General features: G+C 74.1%; 23 protein-coding genes. 7 read left to right on the plus strand and 16 right to left on the minus strand.

Annotated elements, in window-relative coordinates:
- Positions 1-10: 10 nt before the first annotated feature.
- Positions 11-1,015: a hypothetical protein gene (locus ACGF07_RS19825; RefSeq protein ID WP_392900486.1), complete on the minus strand. Its 1,005-nt coding sequence runs from the start codon at positions 1,013-1,015 to the stop codon at positions 11-13.
- A 256-nt stretch (positions 1,016-1,271) separates the two neighbouring features.
- Here ACGF07_RS19825 and ACGF07_RS19830 point away from each other — a divergent pair, with 256 nt between their 5' ends.
- Positions 1,272-1,949 (plus strand): hypothetical protein, encoded by a 678-nt coding sequence (locus ACGF07_RS19830; RefSeq protein WP_392900489.1) that lies wholly within the window; start codon positions 1,272-1,274, stop codon positions 1,947-1,949.
- Between the two features lie 625 nt (positions 1,950-2,574).
- Positions 2,575-3,015 (plus strand): hypothetical protein, encoded by a 441-nt coding sequence (locus tag ACGF07_RS19835; protein ID WP_392900492.1) that lies wholly within the window; start codon positions 2,575-2,577, stop codon positions 3,013-3,015.
- Positions 3,016-3,036: 21 nt separating this feature from the next.
- On the opposite strand, the gene ACGF07_RS19840 is transcribed toward ACGF07_RS19835, so the two are convergent.
- Both ACGF07_RS19840 and ACGF07_RS19845 read right to left on the minus strand, forming a co-directional pair.
- Positions 3,037-3,603: a DinB family protein gene (locus ACGF07_RS19840; RefSeq protein ID WP_392900495.1), complete on the minus strand. Its 567-nt coding sequence runs from the start codon at positions 3,601-3,603 to the stop codon at positions 3,037-3,039.
- An 83-nt stretch (positions 3,604-3,686) separates the two neighbouring features.
- Positions 3,687-4,070, minus strand: a complete 384-nt coding sequence (locus ACGF07_RS19845; protein WP_392900498.1) for a winged helix-turn-helix transcriptional regulator — start codon at positions 4,068-4,070, stop codon at positions 3,687-3,689.
- Positions 4,071-4,183: 113 nt separating this feature from the next.
- Here ACGF07_RS19845 and ACGF07_RS19850 point away from each other — a divergent pair, with 113 nt between their 5' ends.
- A complete protein-coding gene (locus ACGF07_RS19850; RefSeq protein ID WP_392900501.1) occupies positions 4,184-4,846 on the plus strand; it encodes an NAD(P)-dependent oxidoreductase in 663 nt (220 codons plus the stop codon).
- A gap of 17 nt (positions 4,847-4,863) precedes the next feature.
- Here ACGF07_RS19850 and mycP read toward each other — a convergent pair whose 3' ends face one another.
- From mycP to ACGF07_RS19870, 4 genes are all read right to left on the minus strand, one after another.
- Entirely contained in the window at positions 4,864-6,144 is a 1,281-nt protein-coding gene (mycP, locus tag ACGF07_RS19855; RefSeq protein WP_392900504.1) for a type VII secretion-associated serine protease mycosin, read from the minus strand.
- Positions 6,145-6,277: 133 nt separating this feature from the next.
- Positions 6,278-7,717, minus strand: a complete 1,440-nt coding sequence (locus ACGF07_RS19860) for a hypothetical protein (protein ID WP_392900507.1) — start codon at positions 7,715-7,717, stop codon at positions 6,278-6,280.
- A 36-nt stretch (positions 7,718-7,753) separates the two neighbouring features.
- A complete protein-coding gene (locus ACGF07_RS19865; protein WP_350739358.1) occupies positions 7,754-8,194 on the minus strand; it encodes a hypothetical protein in 441 nt (146 codons plus the stop codon).
- 100 nt (positions 8,195-8,294) lie between these two features.
- Positions 8,295-8,993, minus strand: a complete 699-nt coding sequence (locus tag ACGF07_RS19870; RefSeq protein WP_392900510.1) for an endonuclease V — start codon at positions 8,991-8,993, stop codon at positions 8,295-8,297.
- Positions 8,994-9,193: 200 nt separating this feature from the next.
- Here ACGF07_RS19870 and ACGF07_RS19875 point away from each other — a divergent pair, with 200 nt between their 5' ends.
- Positions 9,194-9,442 carry a hypothetical protein gene (locus ACGF07_RS19875; RefSeq protein WP_392900513.1) on the plus strand — a complete coding sequence of 83 codons (249 nt, stop codon included), beginning with the start codon at positions 9,194-9,196 and terminating at the stop codon, positions 9,440-9,442.
- A gap of 31 nt (positions 9,443-9,473) precedes the next feature.
- Here ACGF07_RS19875 and ACGF07_RS19880 read toward each other — a convergent pair whose 3' ends face one another.
- Both ACGF07_RS19880 and ACGF07_RS19885 read right to left on the minus strand, forming a co-directional pair.
- A complete protein-coding gene (locus tag ACGF07_RS19880; RefSeq protein WP_392900516.1) occupies positions 9,474-10,202 on the minus strand; it encodes an RDD family protein in 729 nt (242 codons plus the stop codon).
- Between the two features lie 117 nt (positions 10,203-10,319).
- Complete coding sequence (locus tag ACGF07_RS19885; RefSeq protein WP_392900519.1) at positions 10,320-12,005, minus strand: RDD family protein; 1,686 nt, start codon at positions 12,003-12,005, stop codon at positions 10,320-10,322.
- Positions 12,006-12,443: 438 nt separating this feature from the next.
- Between ACGF07_RS19885 and ACGF07_RS19890 the strand changes: the two genes are divergently transcribed.
- Entirely contained in the window at positions 12,444-12,860 is a 417-nt protein-coding gene (locus ACGF07_RS19890) for an SsgA family sporulation/cell division regulator (protein WP_350739344.1), read from the plus strand.
- Between the two features lie 95 nt (positions 12,861-12,955).
- Here ACGF07_RS19890 and ACGF07_RS19895 read toward each other — a convergent pair whose 3' ends face one another.
- From ACGF07_RS19895 to ACGF07_RS19910, 4 genes are all read right to left on the minus strand, one after another.
- A complete protein-coding gene (locus ACGF07_RS19895; protein ID WP_392900522.1) occupies positions 12,956-14,320 on the minus strand; it encodes a glycosyltransferase 87 family protein in 1,365 nt (454 codons plus the stop codon).
- A 293-nt stretch (positions 14,321-14,613) separates the two neighbouring features.
- On the minus strand, positions 14,614-16,206 hold the full coding sequence (locus ACGF07_RS19900; RefSeq protein ID WP_392900525.1) for a cellulose binding domain-containing protein: 1,593 nt from the start codon (positions 16,204-16,206) through the stop codon (positions 14,614-14,616).
- Positions 16,207-16,454: 248 nt separating this feature from the next.
- Complete coding sequence (locus tag ACGF07_RS19905) at positions 16,455-17,864, minus strand: sensor histidine kinase (RefSeq protein WP_392900642.1); 1,410 nt, start codon at positions 17,862-17,864, stop codon at positions 16,455-16,457.
- Between the two features lie 17 nt (positions 17,865-17,881).
- Positions 17,882-18,586, minus strand: coding sequence for a response regulator transcription factor (locus ACGF07_RS19910; RefSeq protein ID WP_350739335.1), 705 nt, complete (start codon positions 18,584-18,586; stop codon positions 17,882-17,884).
- 159 nt (positions 18,587-18,745) lie between these two features.
- Between ACGF07_RS19910 and ACGF07_RS19915 the strand changes: the two genes are divergently transcribed.
- Positions 18,746-19,282: a hypothetical protein gene (locus tag ACGF07_RS19915; RefSeq protein ID WP_392900528.1), complete on the plus strand. Its 537-nt coding sequence runs from the start codon at positions 18,746-18,748 to the stop codon at positions 19,280-19,282.
- Between the two features lie 115 nt (positions 19,283-19,397).
- A complete protein-coding gene (locus ACGF07_RS19920; protein WP_350739329.1) occupies positions 19,398-19,955 on the plus strand; it encodes an Lrp/AsnC family transcriptional regulator in 558 nt (185 codons plus the stop codon).
- Positions 19,956-19,988: 33 nt separating this feature from the next.
- On the opposite strand, the gene ACGF07_RS19925 is transcribed toward ACGF07_RS19920, so the two are convergent.
- The 3 genes from ACGF07_RS19925 to ACGF07_RS19935 all read right to left on the minus strand — a co-directional run bounded on the left by ACGF07_RS19925 (position 19,989) and on the right by ACGF07_RS19935 (position 23,830).
- A complete protein-coding gene (locus tag ACGF07_RS19925) occupies positions 19,989-20,795 on the minus strand; it encodes a S16 family serine protease (protein ID WP_392900531.1) in 807 nt (268 codons plus the stop codon).
- A gap of 77 nt (positions 20,796-20,872) precedes the next feature.
- Entirely contained in the window at positions 20,873-21,523 is a 651-nt protein-coding gene (locus ACGF07_RS19930) for a helix-turn-helix domain-containing protein (protein WP_350739323.1), read from the minus strand.
- A gap of 474 nt (positions 21,524-21,997) precedes the next feature.
- The gene (locus ACGF07_RS19935) at positions 21,998-23,830 is read right to left on the minus strand and encodes a DEAD/DEAH box helicase (protein WP_392900645.1); all 1,833 of its coding nucleotides are present in this window, start codon (positions 23,828-23,830) and stop codon (positions 21,998-22,000) included.
- Positions 23,831-23,895: the final 65 nt, after the last annotated feature.

Here is a 23,895-nt window from a genome sequence, read left to right on the forward strand (position 1 = left end):
CGGGCGGCGTTCAGACCACGAGCAGCTCCACCACGTCCGTCCCGCCGACCCGGTAGGCCTCGCACAGCTCGTCCCCGACCGCCTCCGGGTCGGCGGCCAGCCGGGCCCCGGAGACGTACACCACCCGGATGCCCAGGTACTCCATCCGGTGCTGGCCGCCGCGCACCCAGGCGGCCTCCCCCTCGCTGACGCAGCGCAGGTCCGAGTCCACCTCCACGGCGACGCCGCGCTCCGGCCAGTAGAGGTCCGGGACGGCGATGTAGGTGCCGCCGCGCATCCGCAGCTCCGGGGCGGTCAGCGGGGCCGGCAGCAGCCACTCGTCGACCATCCGGTCGAGCTGCTCCAGGACGAAGTCCCTTTCGGCCGCGAGGAGTTCGTCCAGCGCGGCGCGCACCCTGGGATCGGCGGTCAGCCCGGAGTCGACCAGCTCGGCCGTCAACTCCCGGACGGTGCAGCGATCCTCGGGGCGGGAGACGGCCTCGCGCAGCACCTCGCGCACCGGCGCCCCGGTCGCCGGGTCGGCGGTCCACTCGCGCAGCGCGTCGGCGACCGCCCGGGCCACCGGCGCGCAGGCCAGGCCGTGCACCGAGCGGGCCACCAACTCCCGTTCGGTGCGCCGGATCCGCACCTCGCCGGCGTCCTTGAGCCGGCGCTGGCGCGGCACCAGGACGTCCACCCCGGTCACCGCCGGGAGCCGGGGCACGGCGGCGAAGCCGTACAGGGCCAGCGCGGCCGCGCCGGTGATCACGGCGCCCTCGCGGCGGCCCTCCTCCCGGCCGTTCTGCGCCGCGTACAGCAGCGCGGCCCACATCCGCTGCTCCGGCGTGGGCTCGCCGGACTGCAGCAGGTAGACCCTGGGCAGCAGCCGCTGCCAGGGGCCGCCCCGGCGGCAGTGCTCGGTGACCACCCGGGTCGGCACGCCCCGGGCACGCAGCTGGCTCGCGGTGACGACGTTCTGCTGACGCTTCGCCAACTCCTCGAGCGAGGGCGGCGGCGAGGGGATCCGGTAACTCATGCCGACACCATCCCCAACGACCGCGGCCCGTGAGTCGCAGCCTGACGCACTGTTACCCAACCGTCGCGAAACCGGGACCAGCCCGCACTAAAGTCCCCATACCCTCACCCATTTGGAGTAAATGACGTTCATACGCCTATCAGGTTCGATCAAAAACGATCGTCGACCTGGTCGTCTGACCCAGAGTGACCAAGGGCATACGGCGAGGGACCCTCCGAGCGTCAAACCCGCCCCCGCGATTGCCTAGGCTTGCGTCATGTCACGTGACGAGACCGCCGGCCTCCGCGCGGCCCAGCTCCGCCTCGGCCGACTGCCCGGATACGTCCGCCGCCCGGACCCGGCGCGCCGCAGCGGCGAGAAGGGCCATACGTACAAGAAGGGCTGGGAGGTCCGCTTCACCGCCCGCAGCGAGGCGGAGATAGCCGAGATCCGCGACCTGGTGGTCGCCGCCGGATTCGCACCGGCCAGACCGTTCTTCAAGGGGCACCAGCTGATCCAGCCGGTCTACGGAATGGCGGCCGTGCAGGCCTATCTGGCGGCTAGACAGGCGGCCGAGGAACACGCCGAGCGGATCGCGCTCGGCCGGCGGCGACGGGCGGCGGGGGCGCACGCAGGGGCGGCACACGCCGGCGCGTCGCACGCGGGCGGGGCACACACCGGGACGACGCACGCGGGTGGCGGGCACCCCGCCGACGGGCACGGGGCCGGCGGGCACCCGACCTGCACCGCCGGCGGTCCCGGCGGTTCCGGCGGTTCCGGGGGGCTCGGAGGCCCGGGCGGCCTCGGCACCCACCGGTGCGAGCGCGAGGACACCACCGCGGCGACCGCCCAGTTGGCCCGGCGGCGCGCCGTCGAGGGCTTTCCGGCCCAGGTCGAACGCGGCAGCACCGTCGGCGACCGGTTCTCCCCCTCGGAAGTCCGCACCGGTTCCTGACCGGGCGGCCCCGCGCCACCCCGCCCCGCGCCCCGGTCGCCGCAGGCCACCGGGGCGCGAACGCCGAGCCCCGCGCCCCGGGCCGCTCAAGGCGCTCAGGGCGCTCAGGGCGCTGCGAGCCGCTGCGGTCGGGACCGGCCGCCCCGCGCCGCCGGCCGCCCCCGCACGCCGACCATCCCCGCACAACGACCATCCCCGCACGCCGACCGTCCAGCCCGACCCGCCCGGATGAAACACCCGCCGTGAGTGCGGTTGCGCGGATGGTTGTGCGGGCGCCGCTTCGCGCCGTGGGCGTGGACGCAGGCCCCGCGAGGCCCTACGGTGGCACCTCAACTGCCCGCAGCAATCGACCTGCCACACCCTCTGACCAGCGGCGACACGCTCGCACCTACGTCCCCCCGCTCCACTGCGCAGCACTCCCCGGTCCGGTCCCCGGCCGGCCCCCGCCCGACCCCGACCGGCAGCACCGCCGCCCGAGCCGCACCCGCTCTCGCCGGAACCGGTCGCGCGGCGGCGGGTTCCGGGCATTCCATCAGATTGGTCACCCAGCGCACCGAGGGCCTACCGTAGAGTGAGCACAGATGATCGACCGTCACAAACCCATCTCCCCTTCCGAGAAGACGAGATGACCAACCGTCACACGAGCGCCGCCGAGCACCCTCCCGAGCCCGGCGAACCGGAGGACCTACCACTGGAATTCGCGGCCTTCTGCGAACTCCACCGCCCCCGGTACCTCAGCTACGCCCGGGTGTGGCTGACCGAGCAGGTCGACGCGGCCACCGCCGTGCAGCAGGCCTTCGCCGAAATCGCCGTCCACTGGCGCGACTTGCTGACCAGCCCCAACCCGACCGCGCTCGCCTGGCAGATCCTGCGCACCACCGTCGCCGAACACAGCCGGCAGGCCGCCGGCACGCCCGACCGCCACCCCGCCGACGACGACCTGGCGATCCTCCACTACGTCGTCGGCCTCGCCGCACCCGAGATCGCCGACGTCATCGGCACCGACACCGCCAGCGTGGCCGGGCGACTGCGGCGCACCATGCTGCACGAGGCCTCCGGCTGGTGAACCGGCCTTCGCCCGGAGGCGTCAGACCCGCTCGCCCGTGACGTCGTACAGGTGGTGCACCGGGTCGTGGATCAGGTACCGGGCGAAGGACTCGACCGTGAACCGCGCCCCGTCACTGCGGTTCCCGGTCCGCCGCCACTGCCCGGCCGCCACCGCCTCGAACCCCGCCGCCAGCGCCTCGGCGGCCTCCGCCAGCTCCCCCGCCAACGCCTGCGGCCGCTGCTCCCCGTAGCGCTCGGCCACCGCCGTCTCGTCCTGGTCCCAGTTGGCGAACAGCGGGTCCTCCTGGTCGAGCATCAGGTTCAACCGGACGAGGAACAACCGGAAGACGTCCCGGACGTGGCAGGCGTACTCAAGGTCCGACCAGACCCCCGGGGACGGACGGCGGCGCAGCTCCTCCTCGTCCCCCGCCAGCACCGCCAGCCAGCGGTCCGCGTTGGCCCGCACCATCGCGGCGACATCGGTGGCCACGACCCCGGGGGTGTCCAACCCGCAGTCCGGACAGGGGCGTTCCAGCACCCACGTCCAGTCCTTGGTGTCCGGGACGACGGCGTCGGCGGGGCTCGGGGCGTTCTCAGCAGTGGTCATGGGGCCAGCATCGCCGCCCGGATCGTCCGTCCACCAGCGGCAGGGGCGCCAGCGGTCGCCGAAATACTGCCAGGACGTCCGGCTCAGCCGCCGTGGCGCTCGTGCTCCAGCCGGGCCGCCAGCAGGCTGCCCAGGTGCTCCCCGCCCCACTCGCACAGCGAGTCCATCGGCACGAGCAGCGTACGGCCCAGCGGCGTCAGCGCGTACTCCACCCGCGGCGGGTTCTCGGCGTACGCGGTCCGGGCCACCGCCCCGTCCTGCTCCATCGAACGCAGCGACTCCCCCAGCACCTTGGCGGTGATGCCGACCAACGGGACGCGCAGCTCGGAAAAGCGGCGGGGGCCGCCCTCCAGACAGCGGATGATCTTCCACGCCCACTTGCGGCTGCCCAGCACCGGCACCGTCGGCACCGGGCAGTCGGCCGGAAAGAAGTCCGCCGGAAGCGGCTCGGGAACGGGTCGCGTCATACCCCCGACCGTACCCGCCGCGGTCGGTACCGTTGAAGTAACCGGCACCCTCCGCACTACCGTCCCGGCAACGGCGGCACGCCACGCCCGCCCCACCGGACAGGAGAGCGCCCATGACCAGCACCACGACCGGACAGCACCGCGCGGACGTCATCGTCTACGGCGCGGGCGGACAGGTCGGCCGAGCCGTCGTCACCGAGGCCCGCCGCCGCGGCCTCATCGTCACCGCCGCCGTCCGCGACCCCGGACGCCACGCCGACCTCGCTGGGGACGGCGTCACCCTGGTGCGCTGCGACGTCACCGACCCTGCCGCCGTCGCCGCGAGCGCCCCCGGACACGCGGCCGCCGTCAGCTCCGTGTACACCCCCGACACCCCGTCCGCCGACTTCTACACCGCCGCCACCACGGCGCTCGTCACCGGCCTCGGCCGGGCCGGCGTACGGCGACTCGTCAGCGTCGGCGTCGCCACCACCCTGGAGACCGCCCCCGGCGTCGCCGTCCACGACGACCCCGCGTTCCCCGAGGAGTACCGCACCTTCTCCCTCGGCCACGCCGCCGCCCTCGACCTGCTGCACCGCTCCCCCGCCGAGCTCGACTGGGTCGTGGTCACCCCGTCGATGGACCTCGACCGCACGGCCCCCGGCACCGGCCGCTACCGGGTCGGCGGCCCCCAGGTCCTCGGCACCCGCATCGCCCAGGCCGACCTCGCCCTCGCCGTCGTCGACGAACTCACCGACCCGGCCCACCACCGGCAGCAGATCGCCGTCGCCGAATAGCGCGGCCGGCCCGCCGCTCACCGACCGGGGCCGCCGTGCGGGGGTCGGCGTTCCTGCGGGGGCTGGTGGGAGCACTGCTGGGAGTCCTGGTACGGCGGCGGCTGCTGCGGCCATGCTGCGGCGGCGGCCGTCGCCGTCCGCCTCCGCCGCCGTCGCCGAGCCGCCAGCACCGCGGCCACCGACGCACCGATCACCACGGCACCGGCGGCCGCGGCACCGAGGACCAGGCCCGTGCCGTCGCCGCCGCCCCCACCGTCCGCTGCGGGAACCACGGGCGCCACGGAGGGCTGGTCCGTCGCGTCCGCATCGTCGTCGACCGGCGGGGCGCCCTTGGACTCCGGCCGCTTCACCAACGGGTTCTCGGTGGGCCCGTTGTCCACGGCCGGATCAGCCTCCAGCGCCTTCGCGGGAGCGACGGTCCCGTAGCCGTAGTGGTTGCTGGGGACGACCGAGCCGTTGGCCGGAGGGGTGGCGGTCTTGATCATCCGGTTGATCACCTGGCCGGCGGACAGGCTGGGGTACTTGGACCGGATGAGCGCGGCGGTGGCGGAGACGTAGGCGGTGGCGTCGGAGGTGCCGCTTCCGGAGCCGTAGCTCGTCGAGGACTTGGCAGTGGCACGGTAGATCTCCGCACCGGGCGCGACGAGCGTGGTCTCTGGACCTGGTGTGGAGCGGTCCCACACACTCCCCTTGGAGTCCACGGCTCCTACTGCCACTACGCCGGGGAAAGCTGCCGGGTATCCAATGCCGTCCGGCTCCTCGCCGGAGTTGCCGGAACCGGCGACGAGCACGACGTCCTTCGAAACCGCGTAGCTGACGGCCTTTCGCAGGGTCGAGTCGAGGCGGAAGCTCCCCGTCAAAGACACGTTCACGACCCGCGCACCGTGGTCGACCGCGAAGCGGATCGCATCCGCGAATCCGGTTTGCTGAGGAGTCGAATCGTCGCCTTTGGTGGCCACCTTCACCGGCAGGATTTTTGCCTTCGGGGCCAAGCCCATGACCCCAGCCTGTGCCCCGTGGCCATGCCCCGCGATCAGGCTGGCCATACCGGTGCCGTGGCCGTCGGAGTCCACACGGCCGTCGGTGTTGCTCCCGGAGAAGTCGGCACCGGGAAGCACCTGCCCGGTCAGATCCTGATGGTCTTGATTGACGCCGGTGTCGATCACGCCGACGACCACACCATCTCCCTGGCTCACCGGCCATACCTTGGCTTCGGCCTCGAACGTTCTCAGGGCCCACTGATGGTCCCTGATCTGGTCGGCCGAGGCCATCGGCATGCCGAGACCCCAGATCAGCATTCCGACGCCAAGGGCCGCCGTACCACGCGCGAACGGACGGCTCGTCAAACCCGGTCACCCCACTCAAGGAGGCATCCCGCAGATCACCGATCTGCGGGATGCGATCAGATCACCCGTCCGCTATGGACCGGCCTCATTCCACCACGCTCGGATTCGCCGGCTCGTCCGACGCCCAGGTTTCCTCATCCTCGACGAGGTAGTCCGGGCGCTTTCCGTCCTTTCCCCGGCCCTTCTCGCGGCGCCGCGCTTCACCAGCCGGGATCACGGGGGCCACAGCATCCGTGCCATGTGTCCCTGGTTCGGCAACCATCCGGTTCCGAGCACCCAGCCCGGATCCGCCCTCCGTGAAGGCCTGCTTGCCGCGTGCTCCGGCACCGGGCGGCGCCGTTTCCGACACAGCGCCACCGGGCCGTGCAACAGAGCCACTCGCCTTTTTGGCACTCGGCATCCCGCGACTCCCGGCACCGATGCCCGGATAGACCTCGCCGCCGCCACCGGCGCCGGCGGCTCGGGCCCCGCGGGGACCTGTGCCCTCAACCGGCTCCGCACTGCCCGGGAAGTCCTTGTCACCGAAGCCGACCGTGTTCTGTCCGAATCCGGTCCCCACCGGGCCGCTCTGGACTGTCGGCCCCGAGGGACTGACGGTCGTCTGTCCGCCGGCGCCGATCGGTCCGCTAGCGGGACCCGTGGTCGACGTGGTGGTCAGGCCGGACGTCTGGGTTCCGGAGGTGACGGAGTTCGACACGCCGCCGCTCCGATCGGGCAACGGAGTGCCCGAGATGCCCGTGTCTGTGCCGCGGCTCACGGTGGTCGACGGCTTCGAGGGCGTCTGCGCGGTACCGCCCTTGATCCCCGAGTCGGTCGGCACAGGCGTGCTGCTCGTCGAGGAACGGGCACCCGCCGACTGCGTGGAGGCCTTCGGACGCTGCGGAGAAGATCCGCTCGTCCCCCGGCCCGTGGCCCCGATCGACGTACCCGACACCATCGCAAACGCCGCTGCTGCCGCTCCGCTCGTATCCTGCGATCCAACGTCCTGGACGTCATCGATCGTCCCCGGCTTCGCCGTCGGCGGCTTGGCGTTCAACGGCGGCGGAGCCTTCAACGCCGGCGTAGCGATGCGGTAGTGCATCGCCAGGGTCTGCATGACCGCCGCCGCTTCGGCCTTCTTCCGGTCCGCGATGGGGACGTGCTCGTCGTCGGTGCTGAAGACGTCGCCGACGGTGTCCTTGAGCTTGTCCCAGTTGCCCGGTTCCTCCGGCATGTCGCGCTTGGCCTTGGCCATGGCCTCGGACATGTTGTGGAGGGTGTTGGCCGCGTCGTTGGCGTAGGCGGCGGCCTCGTTGATGCTGGCGGCGAGGTTGAGCATGCGGGTGTGGAAGGCGTTGCTGGTGGGGCCCTCCCAGGAGGTGGCGGCCTCGGTGCTGGCCTTGGTGAGGGTCTTGCGGATCTCCTTGAGGGTGGTCGCCGCCTTGCGCCAGGGGTCGCCGGCGGCCATCACCGCGCCGGGGTCGAGGGCCTGCGCCATCGTGCGGAGCTGGGCGTGGCTGTACTTGGTGAAGTCGGTGTAGACCACGGGTGGTTCCCCTCCGTTCGGGTCGCGGGCTGCGGGCTAGCGGGTGGCGTTGCCGCGGGTGGACGGGACCTGGTTCGCGGCGTAGGCGGCCCGGCTGGTGGCGGACGGGTCGGCGACCGACCAGCCGTCGTCCGCGAGCTTGAGCTTCTTGGCCACGTGCTGGTCGTGTTCCTCGTAGTTGGTCGCGGTGAGTTCGGCGCTCTTCTGGGCCTCGTCGACGGCGCTCTGGAGCTGGTTGAGCACGTCGCGCAGGGCGTCCCGCATGGTGCTGTAGCGGCTGTGGATCTCGGTGGCCTCGGCGAAGGTGCCGAAGGCGTCCTTGCCGATGCCGCTGACCCCGTGGGCGGTGGTGCCGTTCGCGTCCTTCTCGAACGCCTTGAGCAGCAGCCGCACTTGGCCGGCGAAGGTGCGGAGCTGTTCGATCTCGACCCGGTAGCCCTGTCCGTTGCCGCCGGTCGAACCGGTTCCTGATCCCACCTCGGCGCCTCCCCCGTGCGTCCGTTCCCCTGTGGTCGCGGGGCCGGGCCCCGGTGTCCCATGTCTAACACACCAAGCCCGAATCCCGCCCGGGGCACGGTCAGTTCGAGGGCGTCCGGGTGCGCAGGGCGTCGGCCAGGGCGCGGCGGCAGAGGGAGTCGGCGTGCCGGGTGGTCTCGGGCAGCCGGTAGCGGCGGGCGAGGTCGAGGGTGGTGCGGACGGCGGTGTCGAGGCCGATGCGGTGGCCGACCGAGACGTAGACGGGTTTGACGCCGGCGCGGGTGCGCACCGCGCGGCCGACCTCCTCGCCGGTGGCGGGGTCGGTGAGCGGGGTCCAGGACCCGCGGTCGGCGTCCGGTTCGCGGTGGTGGAAGGTGAAGGGCGTCTTGGCGACGCCGAGGGTGCGCAGTCCGGTGAGGACGCCGAGGTGGCTGGCAAGGCCGAGGCGGCGCGGGTGGGCCAGGCCGTAGCCGTCGCAGACGACGGTGTCGGGGGTGCGGGTGAGCGCGGCCAGGGCGTCGAGGACGGCGGGGAGTTCGCGGAAGGCGAGCAGTCCGGGGACGTAGGGGAAGGCGATCCGGCCGACGGCGGTGGCCTCCTCGACGACGTCCAGGGTGTCGCGGTCGAGCAGGACGGCTGCGGCGACGACGAGGTCGTGGTCGTCGTCGTACGCGACGTCGACCCCGGCGATCAGCCGCTCCCCGGGTCCGTCGTCGACGGCCTGGACGAGCGGCCGGAGCCGCTCCTGTTCGGCGAGCGCCTGGGCCTCGGTGGTCGGCCAGTCGGCAGGGATGGGCACGGTCGGTTCCCCCGGTCTGCTTGGTGCGGGCGGCTCCCACCGTACCGAGGGGCCCGGACGACCCCGGGGTGAGCCCGTGCGCCCCCCGTGCCCCCCGATCCTGCGGGTTAGCCTGGCCTCAGCGAACTCCGTTGACGGACGGGCCCCTTGGCGCCGGCACCGTCGCCGCCCGTTTCCCCCGACGTGCGAAGGGCCCCGCCATGCCGCGTCCGTCCGCTGCCCGGTTCTGCCTCGGCTCGTTCACCGTCGCCGCCGTCACGGTGGCCCTGCTGGCCGTGTCGGGTGCCTCGGGCGTCCTGGGGGTCGCGGTGCCGGTGGTCGTCGCGCTGGTGCTCGGCACCGTGGTGACGGTGTTCCCGCGGTCGGGCTCGGCCCGCTCGGCGGTCGTGGCCGAGAGGTCCGGGGCCGCCCCCGCCGGGGCCGGACGTCCGTACGCCCGGCAGCGCTGATCCGCCGCCGGGCGTCGTACCGCCGCCGCGCTCAGAGTTCGGTGGTGACCACCACGGTCTTCGCGGCCTTGTCGTGGATGCACTGCCGGTAGGGCTTGTCGAAGACGCCGAACATCCCGTCGATGAGCCACCACAGGCCGGCGCAGCAGAGCACGGCCGGGAGGATGTAGACGGCGGCGCGGGTCCAGGCGGCGGACTGGGTGGGCGAGTTCCCGTCGATCAGCATGGCGACGCGGACCTTCATCGCCTTCTTGCCGAGGGTCTGGCCGTCCCGGCTGAGCATCAGGCCCTCGTAGATGAGGTAGATGGCGCAGCCGAGCCAGAAGGCGCCGGTGGAGCCCTCGCGGGTGCCGAGGTCGACGAAGGGGCCGACGACGAGCACGCCGACGGCCTGCATGAGGACGTAGTCGATGAGCCGGGCGGTGATCCGCCTGGGCCAGGTGCCGATCGGGGGCATGCCGGGAACGGGCCCGGCGCCGGGGGTGCCGTACGCGCCGGGGCCGTAGCCGGGCGGGACCTGGCCGTGGGGCGGCTGGTCGTACGGCGGTCGGCCGTACGGGTCCTGGCCGTAGCCGGAGCCGCCGTAGGTGCCCTGGTAGGCGCCGGGGCCTTCGGGCGGGGTGCCGGCCGGGGTGTCGGAGGGGGTCGGGCCCGGCGGTTCGCCTTCCGGCGCGCCGCCGCCGGGGTTCGGTGGCTGCTTGTCGAAGGAGGGCTTACCGCCCCCCTCCGGCTGGGGGCCTGAGGGGTCGTGGGTGCTCATTCCCCGAGTAGAACACCGCACATTCTCGAGGCTCAGGACATTTTGTCCGTTTTGTTGCCACGGGGCCGAAACGGCCCCGGCCCCGACCTCGGAGCCGGGCCTGGTACGCCCGCCTGCTCAGCCGCGGACCACCCTGGTCCCGGCTGCCCGGTCCTGCCACCCGCGGCGCGCCGGACGGTCGAACACCGGCCACACCAGGCCGAGCAGCAGCACCAGCCCGACCTGTCTGACGGCCCATCGCAGCAGCGAACGGCCGAGGCTCAGCCTGGACGCACCGGGCCGGGTGGCGTCCACGACCCGGATCCGGGCGAGCCGCTTGCCGAAGGTCTGGCCGGTCCGGGCGATCGGCAGCACCTCGTAGAGCAGGCCGGCGAACAGGAGGATGCCGAGCAGCACGGCCAGCTTGCCCAGCACCACGTCGTCCACCAGCCAGACCTGGACCTCACGGCGGGCGAGGAAGCTGGCCATCTTGGCCTGGTCGAGCTTCTGCTGGAGGTGGTCGGCCACCGAGCGGCCGAGCGGGATACCGGCGGCGACGGCGACCACCAGCAGGACGCCGGTGTCCACCGCGCGCGCAGCCAGCCGCCGCCCGAGCCCGGCCGGCACCGCGGCGGCGGCCGGGGCGGCGGAGCCGGGCCGGCGCCGGACGGCGGTCGTGCGGGCCGGCCGCACGGCGGGCAGCGGGGCACCGGAGACGTGTGCCGGCACGGGCGCGGAAGCCGGCCGGGGGACCGGCACCGGCGCCTCCCGCCCGGGAACGGGCGCGGTCTCCGGTTCGGCCTCGGCGACCCCGGCGACCCGTGCCCGGGCCGCCGGTTCGACCTCGATCTCGACCTCGGCCCCGGCCTCCGGATCCGGAGCCGGCTCCTGCCCCGGCTGCGCCCTGACGATCGGCTCCGCCCCGACGATCGGCTCCGCCCTGACGATCGGCTCCGCCCCGACGATCGGCTCCGCCACGGCCGTCGGCGACGCCACCGCAGCGGCGACCGCGGTCGGCCCGGGCGCCTCCCGAACGGTCACCGACATGGTGGGCGCGGTCGCGGCGGCGATCTCCACGGAAACCGGAGCATGCTCAACCTCCGCGCGCCCCTCCTCCGCCTCGGGCGCCCCCGGAAGCACCCCCCAGGAGACCCAGCGCGGCGATCCGCCGGTCTCCATCAGGCCCCGCTGCTCCCGCGGGTCGGCCTGCCAGCCGGACCCTCCCTGAGCCTCCTCCGCGCCGGCCTCGACCGTGCGGAACACCGGCCCGCCGATCACCTCGGCCACGCGCGGCCCGACCACGAAGGAGGCCCCGCCGGTGGTCTGGTCGAAATAGACCGGCCCGGTGTCACCGGAGGTTCCGGACGGGCGCGCGGACGAGGGCGCCGGCACGGGCGACGGGGCGAACGGGGACGGCGGCCGCTCCGAGACCGGAGGCAGGGACGACGACGGCACCGGCGACGACGACGGCGACGGCGACGGCGTCATCGGCGAGTGCGAGCGGGCCTGCGGCACGGGCACCACCGGGGGCGGCGCCACCCGCGGCCCGGCCGGGCCGGGACCAGGGCCGAGCCCGGAGCCGGAGCCAGGGCCGGGCCCGGAGCCAGGGCCGGCCCCGGAGCCGAGCCCGGGCCCCGGCCGCCGGGTGGCGAACCGGGGCGGTACCAGCACCTCGCCCTCGGCGGGCGCCGGGCGGCTGGTGCCCGGCACCCAGGCCGCGCCGCCCCAGTACCGGACGAAGCCCGGGATGGAGGGGTCGGGGTAGTAGCCCGGCTCGGGTGCGACGGCCGGGTCGCCGTCGGCAGCGAAGGGGCGGTCCGCCATGGGGGTCTCCTCTCCTGCCAGGTCTCGACGGGGCCGAAGGGGGTCGGCACGGTCGGAACGGATCGGAACGGGTCTCAACACGCAAGGTCTCAACGAGGTCGCCGGCCACTGCGGTGCGCCCGCGCGCGCCCCGGGCGCTCGGCGCGCGAGTGGGGGCGCCGACGATGGGCGGACTGTCGCCGAGCAGTCACAAAGGGTAGTACCTCACCGGAGTGCCGAGGAGAAGTTGGCCAATCGCCGGACAGCGGCGGGCCGCCCGGGGTAAGGGAACCGGCGCGCGACACAGCTGCACGCGCCGCATCCCGCCCCGTTCACCACCCCTGCCGGAAGTTCCCGAAGAAAAACAGGAAACGTCTGTAAGAGCCGGTGTGGACCGCCCTCTCAAAGGTCACAGCGCCCGGAACCGGGCACGAAGCGAAGCCAGAGAGGAAGACGATCATGGACCGCCCCGTCAGCGTCGTGGAGCACGAGCTGGAGCTCAGTCTGGTGCTCTCCCCCGAGCACAGCGTCCCCGTCCCGGCCCGGCTGACCTACGGCAGCCACGACCCGTACGCCGTCTACATCACCTTCCACCTGGACACCGGTTCCCCGGTGACCTGGGTGTTCGCCCGCGAGCTGCTGGTCGAGGGCACCTTCCGCCCGTGCGGCCAGGGCGACGTGCGGATCTGGCCGACCCGCTCCGGTCGGCGCAGCGTGCTCTGCATGGCGCTGAGCTCGCCCGCCGGGGACGCGCTGCTGGAGGCTCCGCTGCCGGCCGTCGCGGCCTGGCTGGAGCGGGCGCACCGGCTGGTCCCGCCGGGCAGCGAGCTGGCCGCCCTGGACATGGACGGCTCGCTCGCCGAGCTGCTCGCGTAGGCGTGCGCCGCAGCGTGCACTGGCACGTCCACGAGGCGCACCGGCGCCGGCGGGAGGAGCAGGACCGGGAGCAGGGGGACGGCGCCCCCGCCGGCTCAGCGGGCCGCGGGGGCCTGCTGACGACCGCGGGTGGCGTCCGGTCCGCCGCCGCCGTTGCGCTGGCCGGGCAGCCGGACGAGGGGAGCCCCGGCGGAGCGCCGCCGGGCCCTTATCCGGATGGCGGCGGCGAGCAGGAAGCAGAGTCCGACCCACGGATAGATCGAGGTGGGCAGCTGGCGCAGCGGTGACATGTGGAGGACGGCGGGGCCGAGCGGCTTCGCGGCCCACATCGCGAAGGAGGCGAAGGCCAGGGCCGTGGCCCAGAACACCGCCCGCCAGCGCAGCCTGCGCACGCCCGCCGGGCGGGCGTGCTCGACGGAGGCCTCGGCGGCGAGCAGGACCAGCACGGGCACGCACCACACCCAGTGGTGGGTCCAGCTGATCGGCGAGATCAGGACGGCGGTGACGGCGGCGCAGCAGACGCCCCAGGCTTCGGAGCGGGGCAGCCAGCGTCCGCTGCGGGCGGCCCAGGCGGCGACGGCGAGGCCGGCCAGCGCGACCAGGCCGGCGCCGGCGGTGGCCGCGAGGCCGGGGTCGGCGGTGTGCAGCAGGCGGGCGAAGGCGCCGCGCAGCGACTGGTTGTCGACGATCTCGGTCTTGCCGACCCGGGAGGAGTCGTAGAGGTACTCGGTCCAGAAGCCCCAGGTGGCGTCGGGCAGGAGGAGGGCGCCGAGCAGGAAGGTGCCGAGGAAGGTGAGGCCGGCCGTGAAGGCGGCCCGGACGCGTCCGGTGATGAGCAGGTAGACGGCGAACAGGCCGGGGGTGAGCTTGATCCCGGCGGCGATGCCGATCGCCATGCCCTTGCTGCGGTGTGCGTCCGAACGGGTGAGGTCCCAGAGGATCAGACAGGCGAGCGCGAGGTTGATCTGGCCGTAGCGGAGAGTGGTGAACACGGGTTCGAGCCACACGCCGAGGCCGGTCACCAGGACCACCCCGATCGGCCGCAGCTCGCGGCGCGGCCAGCCGACCAGCTTGAAGGAGAGGTGGGCGAGCAGGGCGAGCAGGGCGAGGTTGCCGAGAGTGATCGCCATCCGGAGGACGGGGATCGGGAACCACGTGGTCGGGACGAACAGCATCGCCGCGAAGGGTGGGTACGTCGCCGGCAGGTTCCACTCGGTGACGCGCAGCGCGTACAGGTCGGTGCCGTTGGCGACGGCGGCACCCTCCGCCCGGTAAACGATCATGTCCACCATCGAGGTGTGGACGAAGTGGCGGACCACTGCGTACACGACCAGCGACAGCAGGGCCACGGCCGACGCGGCCAGCATCGGACGGCGGGGCGCCTCGCGCAGTGCGCGCACCGGAGCGGTGACCGCGAGCCGCACCCGGTCGGACAGCGTGGCGGGCGCGGGATCGGGCACGGTCCGCACCGGACTTCGCTCGTCTTGCACCGCTGTCACTGTCCACTCCGTCCACCGCTCGGCCAACCAGCGACGATACCGGATGGCGCCCGACGCGGCCTGGGCACGGCCGACTACTCAGCGTCACGAGCGGGGGCGGCGCGGGGATGCCGGTGCCCCGGCCGCCCGTGCACGGCTGCGGACTGAGCACGGACGACCGGGGCTGAACAGGGGCCGGGCAGCCGAGGCCGAGCGGCCAGGGGCCCCGGCGGACCGGCGGACCGGCGGACCGGCAGCCAGCGGACCGGCGGACCTCAGCCGGTGTAGCTACCGAGGGTGCGGCTGAACTCCAGCGGCTGCTGGACGATGCTGCTGCAGGTGGCGTCGGCGTAGCCCTTGGCCCCGCCCTCGCAGGCCTTGTCCCGGGTCCCGGACCACATGGCCAGCCAGGCGAGGTGCTTGGTCCTCGCGAAGTCGGCGAGCTGCTTGGCGTCGGCCACGGTGAAGACCTCGCTGGCGACGTCGTTGACACCGATCATCGGGGTGACCGCGACCTTGCGCCAGGCGGCCGCGTCGTCCAGCCCCAGCACGCTCTTGACCTGGGCCTGGGTCGCGGTGGCCGCGGCGATCGCATAGGCGCCCATCCGGCCCTGCGGGTCGGGGGCCACACCGTCGCCGAAGTCCATCGCCATGATGTTGACGGCACCGATCGCGACGCCGTTGGCCTTGGCGTCGGCGACGAGGCCGACGCCGTCCTGGGTGAGGCCGGAGGGCAGCGCCGGCAGCGTGAAGGAGACGTCGAGGGCCTTGCCCTTGGCGGCGGCGTTCCGCTGCAGCTGGGCGACGGCCTGGGCGCGCCGGGTGTTGGCGGCGGTGTTCGCGATCGCGCCGCCCTCGACGTCGAAGTCGAGCCTGGTCACCCCGTAGGAGTCGACGACCTTCTGGTAAGCGGCGGTCAGGTCGGCGGTCGACCCGCAGGCGAGGGCCAGCTCGCTGCCGTTGGCGCCGCCGAAGGAGATTCGGACGTCGCCGCCCGCCGCCCGCAGCGCGCCGATCTGCGCGGCCACCGCGTCGGCGGACAGGTCGCTCACACCGCCCCACTTGGGCTCGCAGCCGCCGCCGGAGACCACGAAGGCGAGGGTGAAGTCCTTCACTCCGGTGGCCTTGGCGGTGGCGACCAGGTCGTAGGGCGGGTAGAGGGAGGTGTCCACGTACGGGGCGAAGCCGGCCCCGGCGCCGGCCGGGGGGCGGGGCACACCGGTCGCCGTGGGGGTGGCGGTCGGGGTGGGCACCGGCGCCGGGGTGGTCGGCTTCGCGGTGGCGGTCCGGGTGGGCTCGGCGGTGGCGGTCGCGGTGGGCTTGGCGGTGGCGCTCGCCGACGGCGAAGCCGAGGCCGTGGGGGCCGGCGTGCCGGTGGCCGTGGGGCGCCCCGAGGGCGTGGGCGCGCCGCCGTCGCCCGCCCGGCAGGAGGTGTTGTTGATCAGGCAGTTGTCCGGCTCCGCCTGCGCCGCGCCCGAGCCCTGGGCGACGAAGCCGACCACCACGCTCTTGCCGGGCTCCAGCCGCTTGCTCCAGGACTCCGGCTTGACGGTGACGTGACGGCCGACGGCGGTGAAGGTGGCGTTCCAGAGCGAGTCGATCCTCGCCCCGGCCGGCAGGTCGAAGCTGAGCGTCCAGTCGTCGATCGGTCGGCTGTCCGGGTTGGTGACGAGGTACTGCCCGGTGTAGCCGGAGTCCCAGCTGCTGGTCCGGCTGTAGACGGCGCCGAGCGAGGCGGCGCTGGCCGAGGAGGCGAGCGCCACGACCCCGCCCGCGACCACGGCGGCGGCGACCGTGCCGGCCGCGATGACGGCGCCCTTGCGGCTGCGCCTGTGGTGGCCGGAACGGCGGTTGGGCTGGCTGGTCATGACGCGCTACCTCCGGGTGCGTTCGCCGGTCGGGCGACCGGCGCGACCCGACGCTAGCGGCGCCGCGGGGCCTCCGGCGGCCGGCTGAGCCAGGGGTAGAACTCCCTTAGGCCGCCGTTAAGGAACAGCGCAGGGTCGGGTGCCGCGGCCCGGTCGGCGCAGGTGGCCGAGGGCGGGCCCGACGCCCCCTCACGTCCGGAACAGCAGGCCACGGCACGCCGCCGGCCGGGGGCGGGCCCGACGCCCCCTCACCTGTGGAAGAGCAGGCCCCGCGGCCGCCGGCGTCCGGCCCGCGCGGCGGACGCCTCCGCCGGCCGGGTGCGCAGCCGCAGCCTGGTCTCCGCTCCCCCGAGGACGGCGGACTGACCGAGCGCCAGGTCCCCGCCGGTGGACTCGGCGAGCTTGCGGACGATGTCGAGGCCGAGGCCGGTGGAGCCCTCGCCGCCGTGGCCCTCGCCGCGCTTGAGGGCGGCAGCCGGGTCGCTGTAGCCGGGCCCGGCGTCGCCGACCAGCACGATCACCGAGGAGTCGGTGGCCAGGACGTCCACCGAGAAGGCGGTGCCGACGGCGGTGTGCCGGAACACGTTGCCGAGGAGGGCGTCGAGCGCGGCGGCCAGGTCCGCGCGCTGGACGGGCACCGGGGCGGCCTGTTCCGCGCCGGCCAGCTGCCACTGGCGGCCCTCGTCCTCGGCCAGGGCGGACCAGAAGGCCACCCGTTCGCGGATCACCTCGGCGGCGTCGCAGCCGACCGCGACGGCCGGTGCGTCCTCGGGGGCGCGGCGGGCGGAGCGGATGATCTGGTCGACCTCGCGCTCCAGCTGGGCCACCGCGTGGCGCGTGGCGTCGGCCGCGTCGCCGTGGCCCAGGGAGGCGGCGTTGAGTCGCAGGACGGTCAGCGGGGTGCGCAGCCGGTGGGACAGGTCGGCGGCCAACTCCCTCTCGGAAGCCAGTAGTTGGACGACCCGGTCGGCCATGGCGTTGAACGCGTGGGCGGCCTCGCGCAGTTCCTCCGGACTGCCGTCGGCCTGCCTGCCCGTCACCGGTACCCGGACCGCGAGGTTCCCGGTGCCGAGCGAGCGGGCGGCGGCCGCGAGCCGCCGGGCGGAGGCGACGATCCGGCCGCCCATCCGGTCGGCGACCAGCACCGCGATGGCGACCAGGCCGAGCGCGACGGCGGACAGCACCAGCCAGGCGGTGGAGACGCCCCTGGTGAGGTCGCTCTCGGCCACGAACACCTCGATCACGGCGGTGCGCCCGGTGTCCACCGCGACCGGCTGGAGCAGGGTGTACCCGCCGGGCACCGCGACGGTGAAGGAGCGGCCCTGGCCGCCGGCGGTGGCGACGTCGCCGAGCGGGGCGCGCCCCTCGCCGATGGTGGGGCCGTCCGGTCCGCCGCCGGTCGGCACGCCGGTGGGGACGGGGAGGTGGACGGCCATCCGCCCCTGCGCGCCCGCGTCGGTACTGGCCAGCGCCCGGTTGACGGCGTCCTGGTCGGTGGTGATGGCGAGCGCCGGGCCGAGGGCGGCGGCCTGCCGTTCGGCGGCGGTGAACGCGCGGTCCCGGGCGGTCTGCTGGACCATCAGCCCGAGCGGGATGAGGAAGGCCAGCGCGACCATGGTGGTCCCGGCCACGGCGGCCTTGATCATGGCCCACCGCAGCGAGTGCGCGAAGCGCTTCACGTCCGGGGCTCCCCGGGCCCGTCGACGGCCTCCAGCCGGACCCCGACACCCCGGACGGTGTGCAGGTAGCGGGGGTTGGAGGCGGTCTCGCCGAGTTTGCGGCGCAGCCAGGAGAGGTGGACGTCGATGGTCTGGTCGCCGCCGTAGGTCTGCCGCCAGACCTCGGCGAGGATCTCCTTGCGCGGCACCACCACCCCGGGCCGGGCGGCCAGGAAGGCCAGCAGGTCGAACTCGCGCCTGGTCAGGTCGAGCGGCCGCCCGTCCAGGACGGCCTCGCGCCGCTGGACGTCGATGGCGAGCCCGCCGACCCGCAGCACCTGGGCGACGGGTGCGGCCCCGCTGCCGAGCCGGCGCAGCACGGCGGTCATCCGGGCGCTCAGGTGCTCTCCGGAGAAAGGTTTCACCAGGTAGTCGTCGGCTCCGTCGTTGAGCAGCCGGACGATCTCGGCCTCGTCGTCCCGGGCGGTGGAGATGATCACCGGGACGTTGGTCAGCCCCCGGATCATCTTGAGCGCCTCGCTGCCGTCCAGGTCGGGCAGCCCGAGGTCCAGGATCACCAGGTCGCAGCCGACCTGGGCGACTTCCCGCAGCGCCTCCAGGGCCGTGCCCACACTGCGGACCGCGTGACCGGTGTCGGTCAGGTGGCGGATGAGGGCGGAGCGTACGAAGGGGTCGTCCTCGACCACGAGCACTGTTGCCATGGCCCTGCACGGTACGCCATCGGCGGGCAGTGGTCTGTACCTCGGGGGCCGGTGGGGGCCGGCCCCGGGCATCGGGCAACTGCCCTGCCGAGTACGGGGAGTGTCGTCCCGGGGGGTGTCGTCCCGGGCGGTGCCGGGGTACGGCAGGATGTGCGGACGATGCGGAACGGACTGGTACAGCTCGGCGCCTGGGCGGCGGCCACCGGCGCGGCGGTGGCGCTGTCCTGGTTCGGCGTGCACGCGGTGCTGACCGGCGCCGCCTTCGAGCAGCCGGCGGCGCTGCCGCTGCCCTCCCCGAGGGCCGACGGCACTCCGTACACCGCGACCGCCCCGACCGAACAGCCGCCCACGGCTGCCCAGGACGGGCCCACCGCCCCGTCGGCCGCCCCGACCGCCACCGCCACCCGCCCGCCGGCCGTCGCCCCGACCACCCCGCCACCCGCCCGCCGGCCGTCGCCGACCGCCACCGCGACCTCCACGGTGAGGAGCTACCCGATCCCGGGCGGCCGGGTCGCGCTGGACGTCCGCGCCGACGAGGCCTCGCTGGTCTCCGCCACCCCGGACCCGGGCTGGCAGATGCAGGTGTGGAACGGTCCGCAGTGGATGCGGGTGGACTTCACCAAGGACAACCAGGCCAACTCGGTGTTCGTGTACTGGAACGGGCACCCGCCGGTCGTGGAGACGGCGATCCGCTGAGGCCGCGGCACCGCCGCCACCGGCTCCCGGAGGGCCTCCGACCTGGTCAAGCGGTGCCCCGGGGCGGGAGAATCGCCGCACCGGACCACGCGATGCCCACCGGAGAGGAGCCGCGATGCCCCCCGTCCACTCCCCGAGTGCCCCCGGCGCACCCGGTGCCCCGGCCGCCGCGGGCGGGTCCGCCCCGCCGCCGGGCGGCGGGAACGACGCGATCGACGCCCTGGACGGCCGGCTGATCCGGCTGCTGGCGGAGGAGCCGCGGATCGGCGTGCTGGAGTGCTCGCGCCGGCTGCAGGTCGCCCGGGGCACCGTGCAGGCCCGGCTGGACCGGTTGCAGGCCAGGGGCGTCATCGGCGGGTTCGGCCCGGAGGTGGATCCGGCGGCGATCGGCTACCCGGTGACGGCCTTCGCCACCCTGGAGATCTCCCAGGGCCAGGGCGCCGACGTGCGGGCCCACCTGGCGGGCGTGCCGGAGGTGCTGGAGCTGCACACCATCACCGGCATCGGGGACATGCTGGTGCGGATCGTGGCCCGCTCCAACGCCGATCTGCAGCGGGTGATCGACCGGGTGGTGGGGTTCGACGGGATCGTCCGCTCGTCCACCGCGATCGTGCTGGAGAACCCGGTGCCCTACCGGATCCTGCCGCTGGTGGACCAGGCGGCCGCCGAGTAGGGCGGCCGCCCTCGGTGAGCCCGCCCGCCGCCGTCAGCAGCTGGGGACGGCGCCGCCGGCCTTGAGCGCCTCCAGCGCGGAGACCGACTCCGCGAGCGTGCCGACGGGCACCAGCCGCAGCGTCTTGGGCGTGTTCACCTTGGCGTCCGAGCACTCGTCCTTGGGCAGCAGGAAGACCGTCGCGCCGTCCCGGGCGGCGGCCAGGGTCTTCAGCGGCACGCCGCCGACCGGGCCGACGGTGCCGTCCTTGTCGATGGTGCCGGTGCCGGCGATCGTGAGCCCTCCGGTGAGGTCGCCGCCCTTGCCGTCCCCGGCCAGCTTGTCGACGATGCCCAGCGCCAGCATCTGGCCGGCGCTCGGCCCGCCCACGGCGCCCAGGTCGACCTTGACCTTCACCTGGTCCGGCGAGAGGTGGAGGTAGCTCAGCGCGGCGGCGGTCGCGCTGTCCTGCGACTCGGACATCTGCCGGGCCGTCTCCTCGTCGGCCTTGGCCGGATCGCTCTGCGGGTAGACCGTGTCGGTCGGGCGGACCGCCTCCTCGGTGTCGAACCAGGCCTGCAGCGCGCGCCGGAAGGTGGTCCGCTGCTCGACGTTGGTGGCCGTGATGGTGACCATCCGCAGCTCGCCCTCGGTGGTGCGCAGCGGCGCCCCGCTGATGGTCAGCACCGGGCGCCCCTCGTACGTGCCGAGCGTGTCCGCGGTCAGCCCCGGCCAGGTGAGGGTGTACGGCAGCGGGACGAAGGCGGCCACGGCGAACAGCGCGGCGACCAACACCCCGCAGATCGCGAGCACGCGGGTCCGCGGGGAGGAGAGGGCCTTGGGCAGCTTGGTGTCGGACACAAGGGGAATCCAAACACACCCGGCGCCGCCGCGTGCTGAGGCCGCCCTGCTGCCGTCGCGGCGAGCGGGCGCGGGTGCTACCTCAGGGCGTCGGCGACCTCGGTGGCGGCCTCCACCACCCGGGGGCCGACCCGTTCCGGCACCAGCCCGTTGAGCATCACCACGCCGACGCTGCCCTCGATGCCGCTCAGCCCGAGCAGCGCGGCGGCGGCCCCGCTGGCGCCGGACTGCTCCTCCGCACGGGTGATGACGAAGCCCTGCTCGGGACGGCGCTGGCTGGGGAAGCCGCGGGCCTCCAGGATCGCCCGGCCGGCCGCGCTCTCGGTGAGCGGGTGGCGCAGGCCGGTCCGGTAGGCGACGTGGAAGTCCGTCCAGCTCGGCTCGACGACGGCGACGGCCAGCGCCTCGTTGCCGTCCACCAGGGTGAGGTGGGCGGTGGCGCCGAGATCCTCGGCGAGGCTGCGCAGCGCCGGCAGTGCGGCCTCGCGCAGCAGCGGGTGCACCCGGTGGGCGAGCCGCAGCACGCCGAGGCCCACCCGGGCGCGGCCGCCGATGTCGCGGCGGACCAGGCCGTGCTGCTCGAGGGTGGCGAGCAGCCGGTAGACGACGGTGCGGTTGACGGCCAGCCGGGCGGCCAGCTCGGTGACGGTCAGCCCGCGCTCGGAGTCGGCGAGGAGCTTGAGGACGCGGACACCGCGGTCCAGCGTCTGGGAGGTCTCGGCAGTCACGACGGACAATCCTTTCCGCGGCGCTCGCGGGGCAGGCGGCGCCGGTCCAAGGTCGGTGTCGCGCGCAGGTGGGGGTGGCCGCGCTCGGACCGGCGGCGCCGTCCTCGACGGCAGCGCGGTCCTGCGGAGCCCGTCCCGCGGGGGTTGCCCGGCGGAAGAGCGTGGGGGAAAGGTAGTGAAGGAAGTGTCGTGGCGGAAGTGGTTGTCCAAAATTCGGGCGTGATCGTCACCGACACCGCCCGGAATTCCGGACGAACACCCCCAATTCGCCCGTCGCACCGGAGCACGAGTTCGACTCCGGTCCGATCTCCGGACACACCGGGGCGAAGGGCCGGGCGGACGAGCCAGGCGGACGGGCCGGAGCGGACGGGCGGCGACCGGACGGACCCGGGCGAATGGCGGACGGGCCGGCCGGACGGGCCCGGGCGGACGGGGGCGGGCCCCCCGGGAGCGGGCCCGCCGCCTGCCGGACCGTTACTTCGCCCACTCCCGGATGCGGGCGATCCGCGCCTTCAGCTGGTTGGCGGTGGCCTGCGCGGTCAGCGGCCCGCCGCACTGGCGGCGCAGCTCGTTGTGGATCGTCCCGTGCGGCTGACTGGTGCGGTGGTGCCAGGCGGCCACCAGCGCGTTCAGCTCCTTGCGCAGCTCGCGCAGCTCCTGGTGGGTGACCACCGGCCGCTGCTCGGCCGGCAGCTCCAGCAGGTCGGCCTCCTCGGCGGGCTTGGTCTTGCTGCGCTGGATCTGGCGGTGCTGGCGCTTCTGCAGCAGCATCTGCACCTGGTCCGGCTCCAGCAGGCCCGGGATGCCGAGGTAGTCGTCCTCCTCCTCGCTGCCCGGATGCGCCTGCATGCCGAACTCCATGGCGTTGTACAGCACCCGGTCGAAGACCGCGTCGGAGCCCAGCGCCTCGTAGGAGAACTCCTCGCCGCCGGCGCCGTCGGGCCCGTCGTTGGCCCGCTCGGCCTCGGCGAGCAGCCGGTCCTCCTCGTCGAAGAGGCCGTCGCCCTCCTTCTTGGGCCGGTCCAGCACGTGGTCGCGCTGGAGCTCCATCTCGTTGGCGAAGCCCAGCAGCATCGGGATGGTCGGCAGGAACACCGAGGCCGTCTCGCCGCGCTTGCGGGCGCGCACGAAGCGGCCGACGGCCTGGGCGAAGAACAGCGGGGTGGAGATCGAGGTCGCGTACACGCCGACGCACAGCCGGGGCACGTCGACGCCCTCGGACACCATGCGGACGGCGACCATCCAGCGCGAGGTCCCGGCCGCGTAGTCGGAGATCCGCTGCGAGGCCTCGGCCTCGTCGGACAGCACCAGGGTGACCTTCTCGCCGCTGATCTCGCGCAGGATCTTGGCGTACGCGCGGGCCACCGTCTGGTCGGTGGCGATCACCAGCCCGCCCGCGTCCGGGATCGCCTTGCGGACCTCGGTCAGCCGGCGGTCGGCGGCCTGCAGCACGGCCGGGATCCACTCCCCCTGCGGGGAGAGCGCGGTGCGCCAGGCCTGGGCGATCAGGTCCTTGGTCATCGGCTCGCCGAGCCGCGCCTCCAACTCGTCGCCGGACTTGGTGCGCCAGCGCATGTTGCCGCTGTAGCTGAGGAAGATCACCGGGCGGACGACGTGGTCGGCGAGCGCGTTGCCGTAGCCGTAGGTGTAGTCGGCGACGGACTTGCGGATGCCGTCGGCGCCGGCCTCGTAGGAGACGAACGGGATCGGGTTGGTGTCCGAACGGAACGGCGTACCGGTCAGCGCCAGCCGGCGGGTGGCCGGCTCGAAGGCCTCGAAGCAGGCCTCGCCCCAGGACTTGGAGTCACCGGCGTGGTGGATCTCGTCCATGATCACGAGGGTCTTGCGGGACTCCGTCCGGTTGCGGTGCAGCATCGGGTTGACCCCGACGCCCGCGTAGGTGATCGCGATCCCGTGGTACTCCCGGGACAGCGGCCCGGAGGAGTACGCCGGGTCCAGCTTGATGCCTATCCGCGCGGCGGCCTCGGCCCACTGCTTCTTCAGGTGCTCGGTCGGCGCGACCACCGTCACCTGCTGCACCAGGTGGTTGTGCAGCAGGTACGACGCCAGGGTGAGCGCGAAGGTGGTCTTGCCCGCGCCGGGGGTGGCGACCGCGAGGAAGTCGCGCGGCTGGGTCTCGATGTACTTGTCCAGCGCAGCCTGCTGCCAGGCCCGCAGCTTGCCGGCGGTGCCCCAGGGGGCGCGGCCGGGGAAGGCCGGGGAGAGGTGGTGGGAGGCGGCGGGCGCGGCGTGCCCGGCGGCCCGGACGGGCGTCTGGGTCTCCGGTACGTCGGAGAACAGCGGCATCGAGGAGGCGGCGGCAGTACTCACGGTCTCCGAGGGGGATCATCGCAGGTCAGAGGCGGTTTTCT

This window comes from Kitasatospora sp. NPDC048194, assembly GCF_043202455.1.
In the GTDB taxonomy this organism is placed as follows: domain Bacteria; phylum Actinomycetota; class Actinomycetes; order Streptomycetales; family Streptomycetaceae; genus Kitasatospora.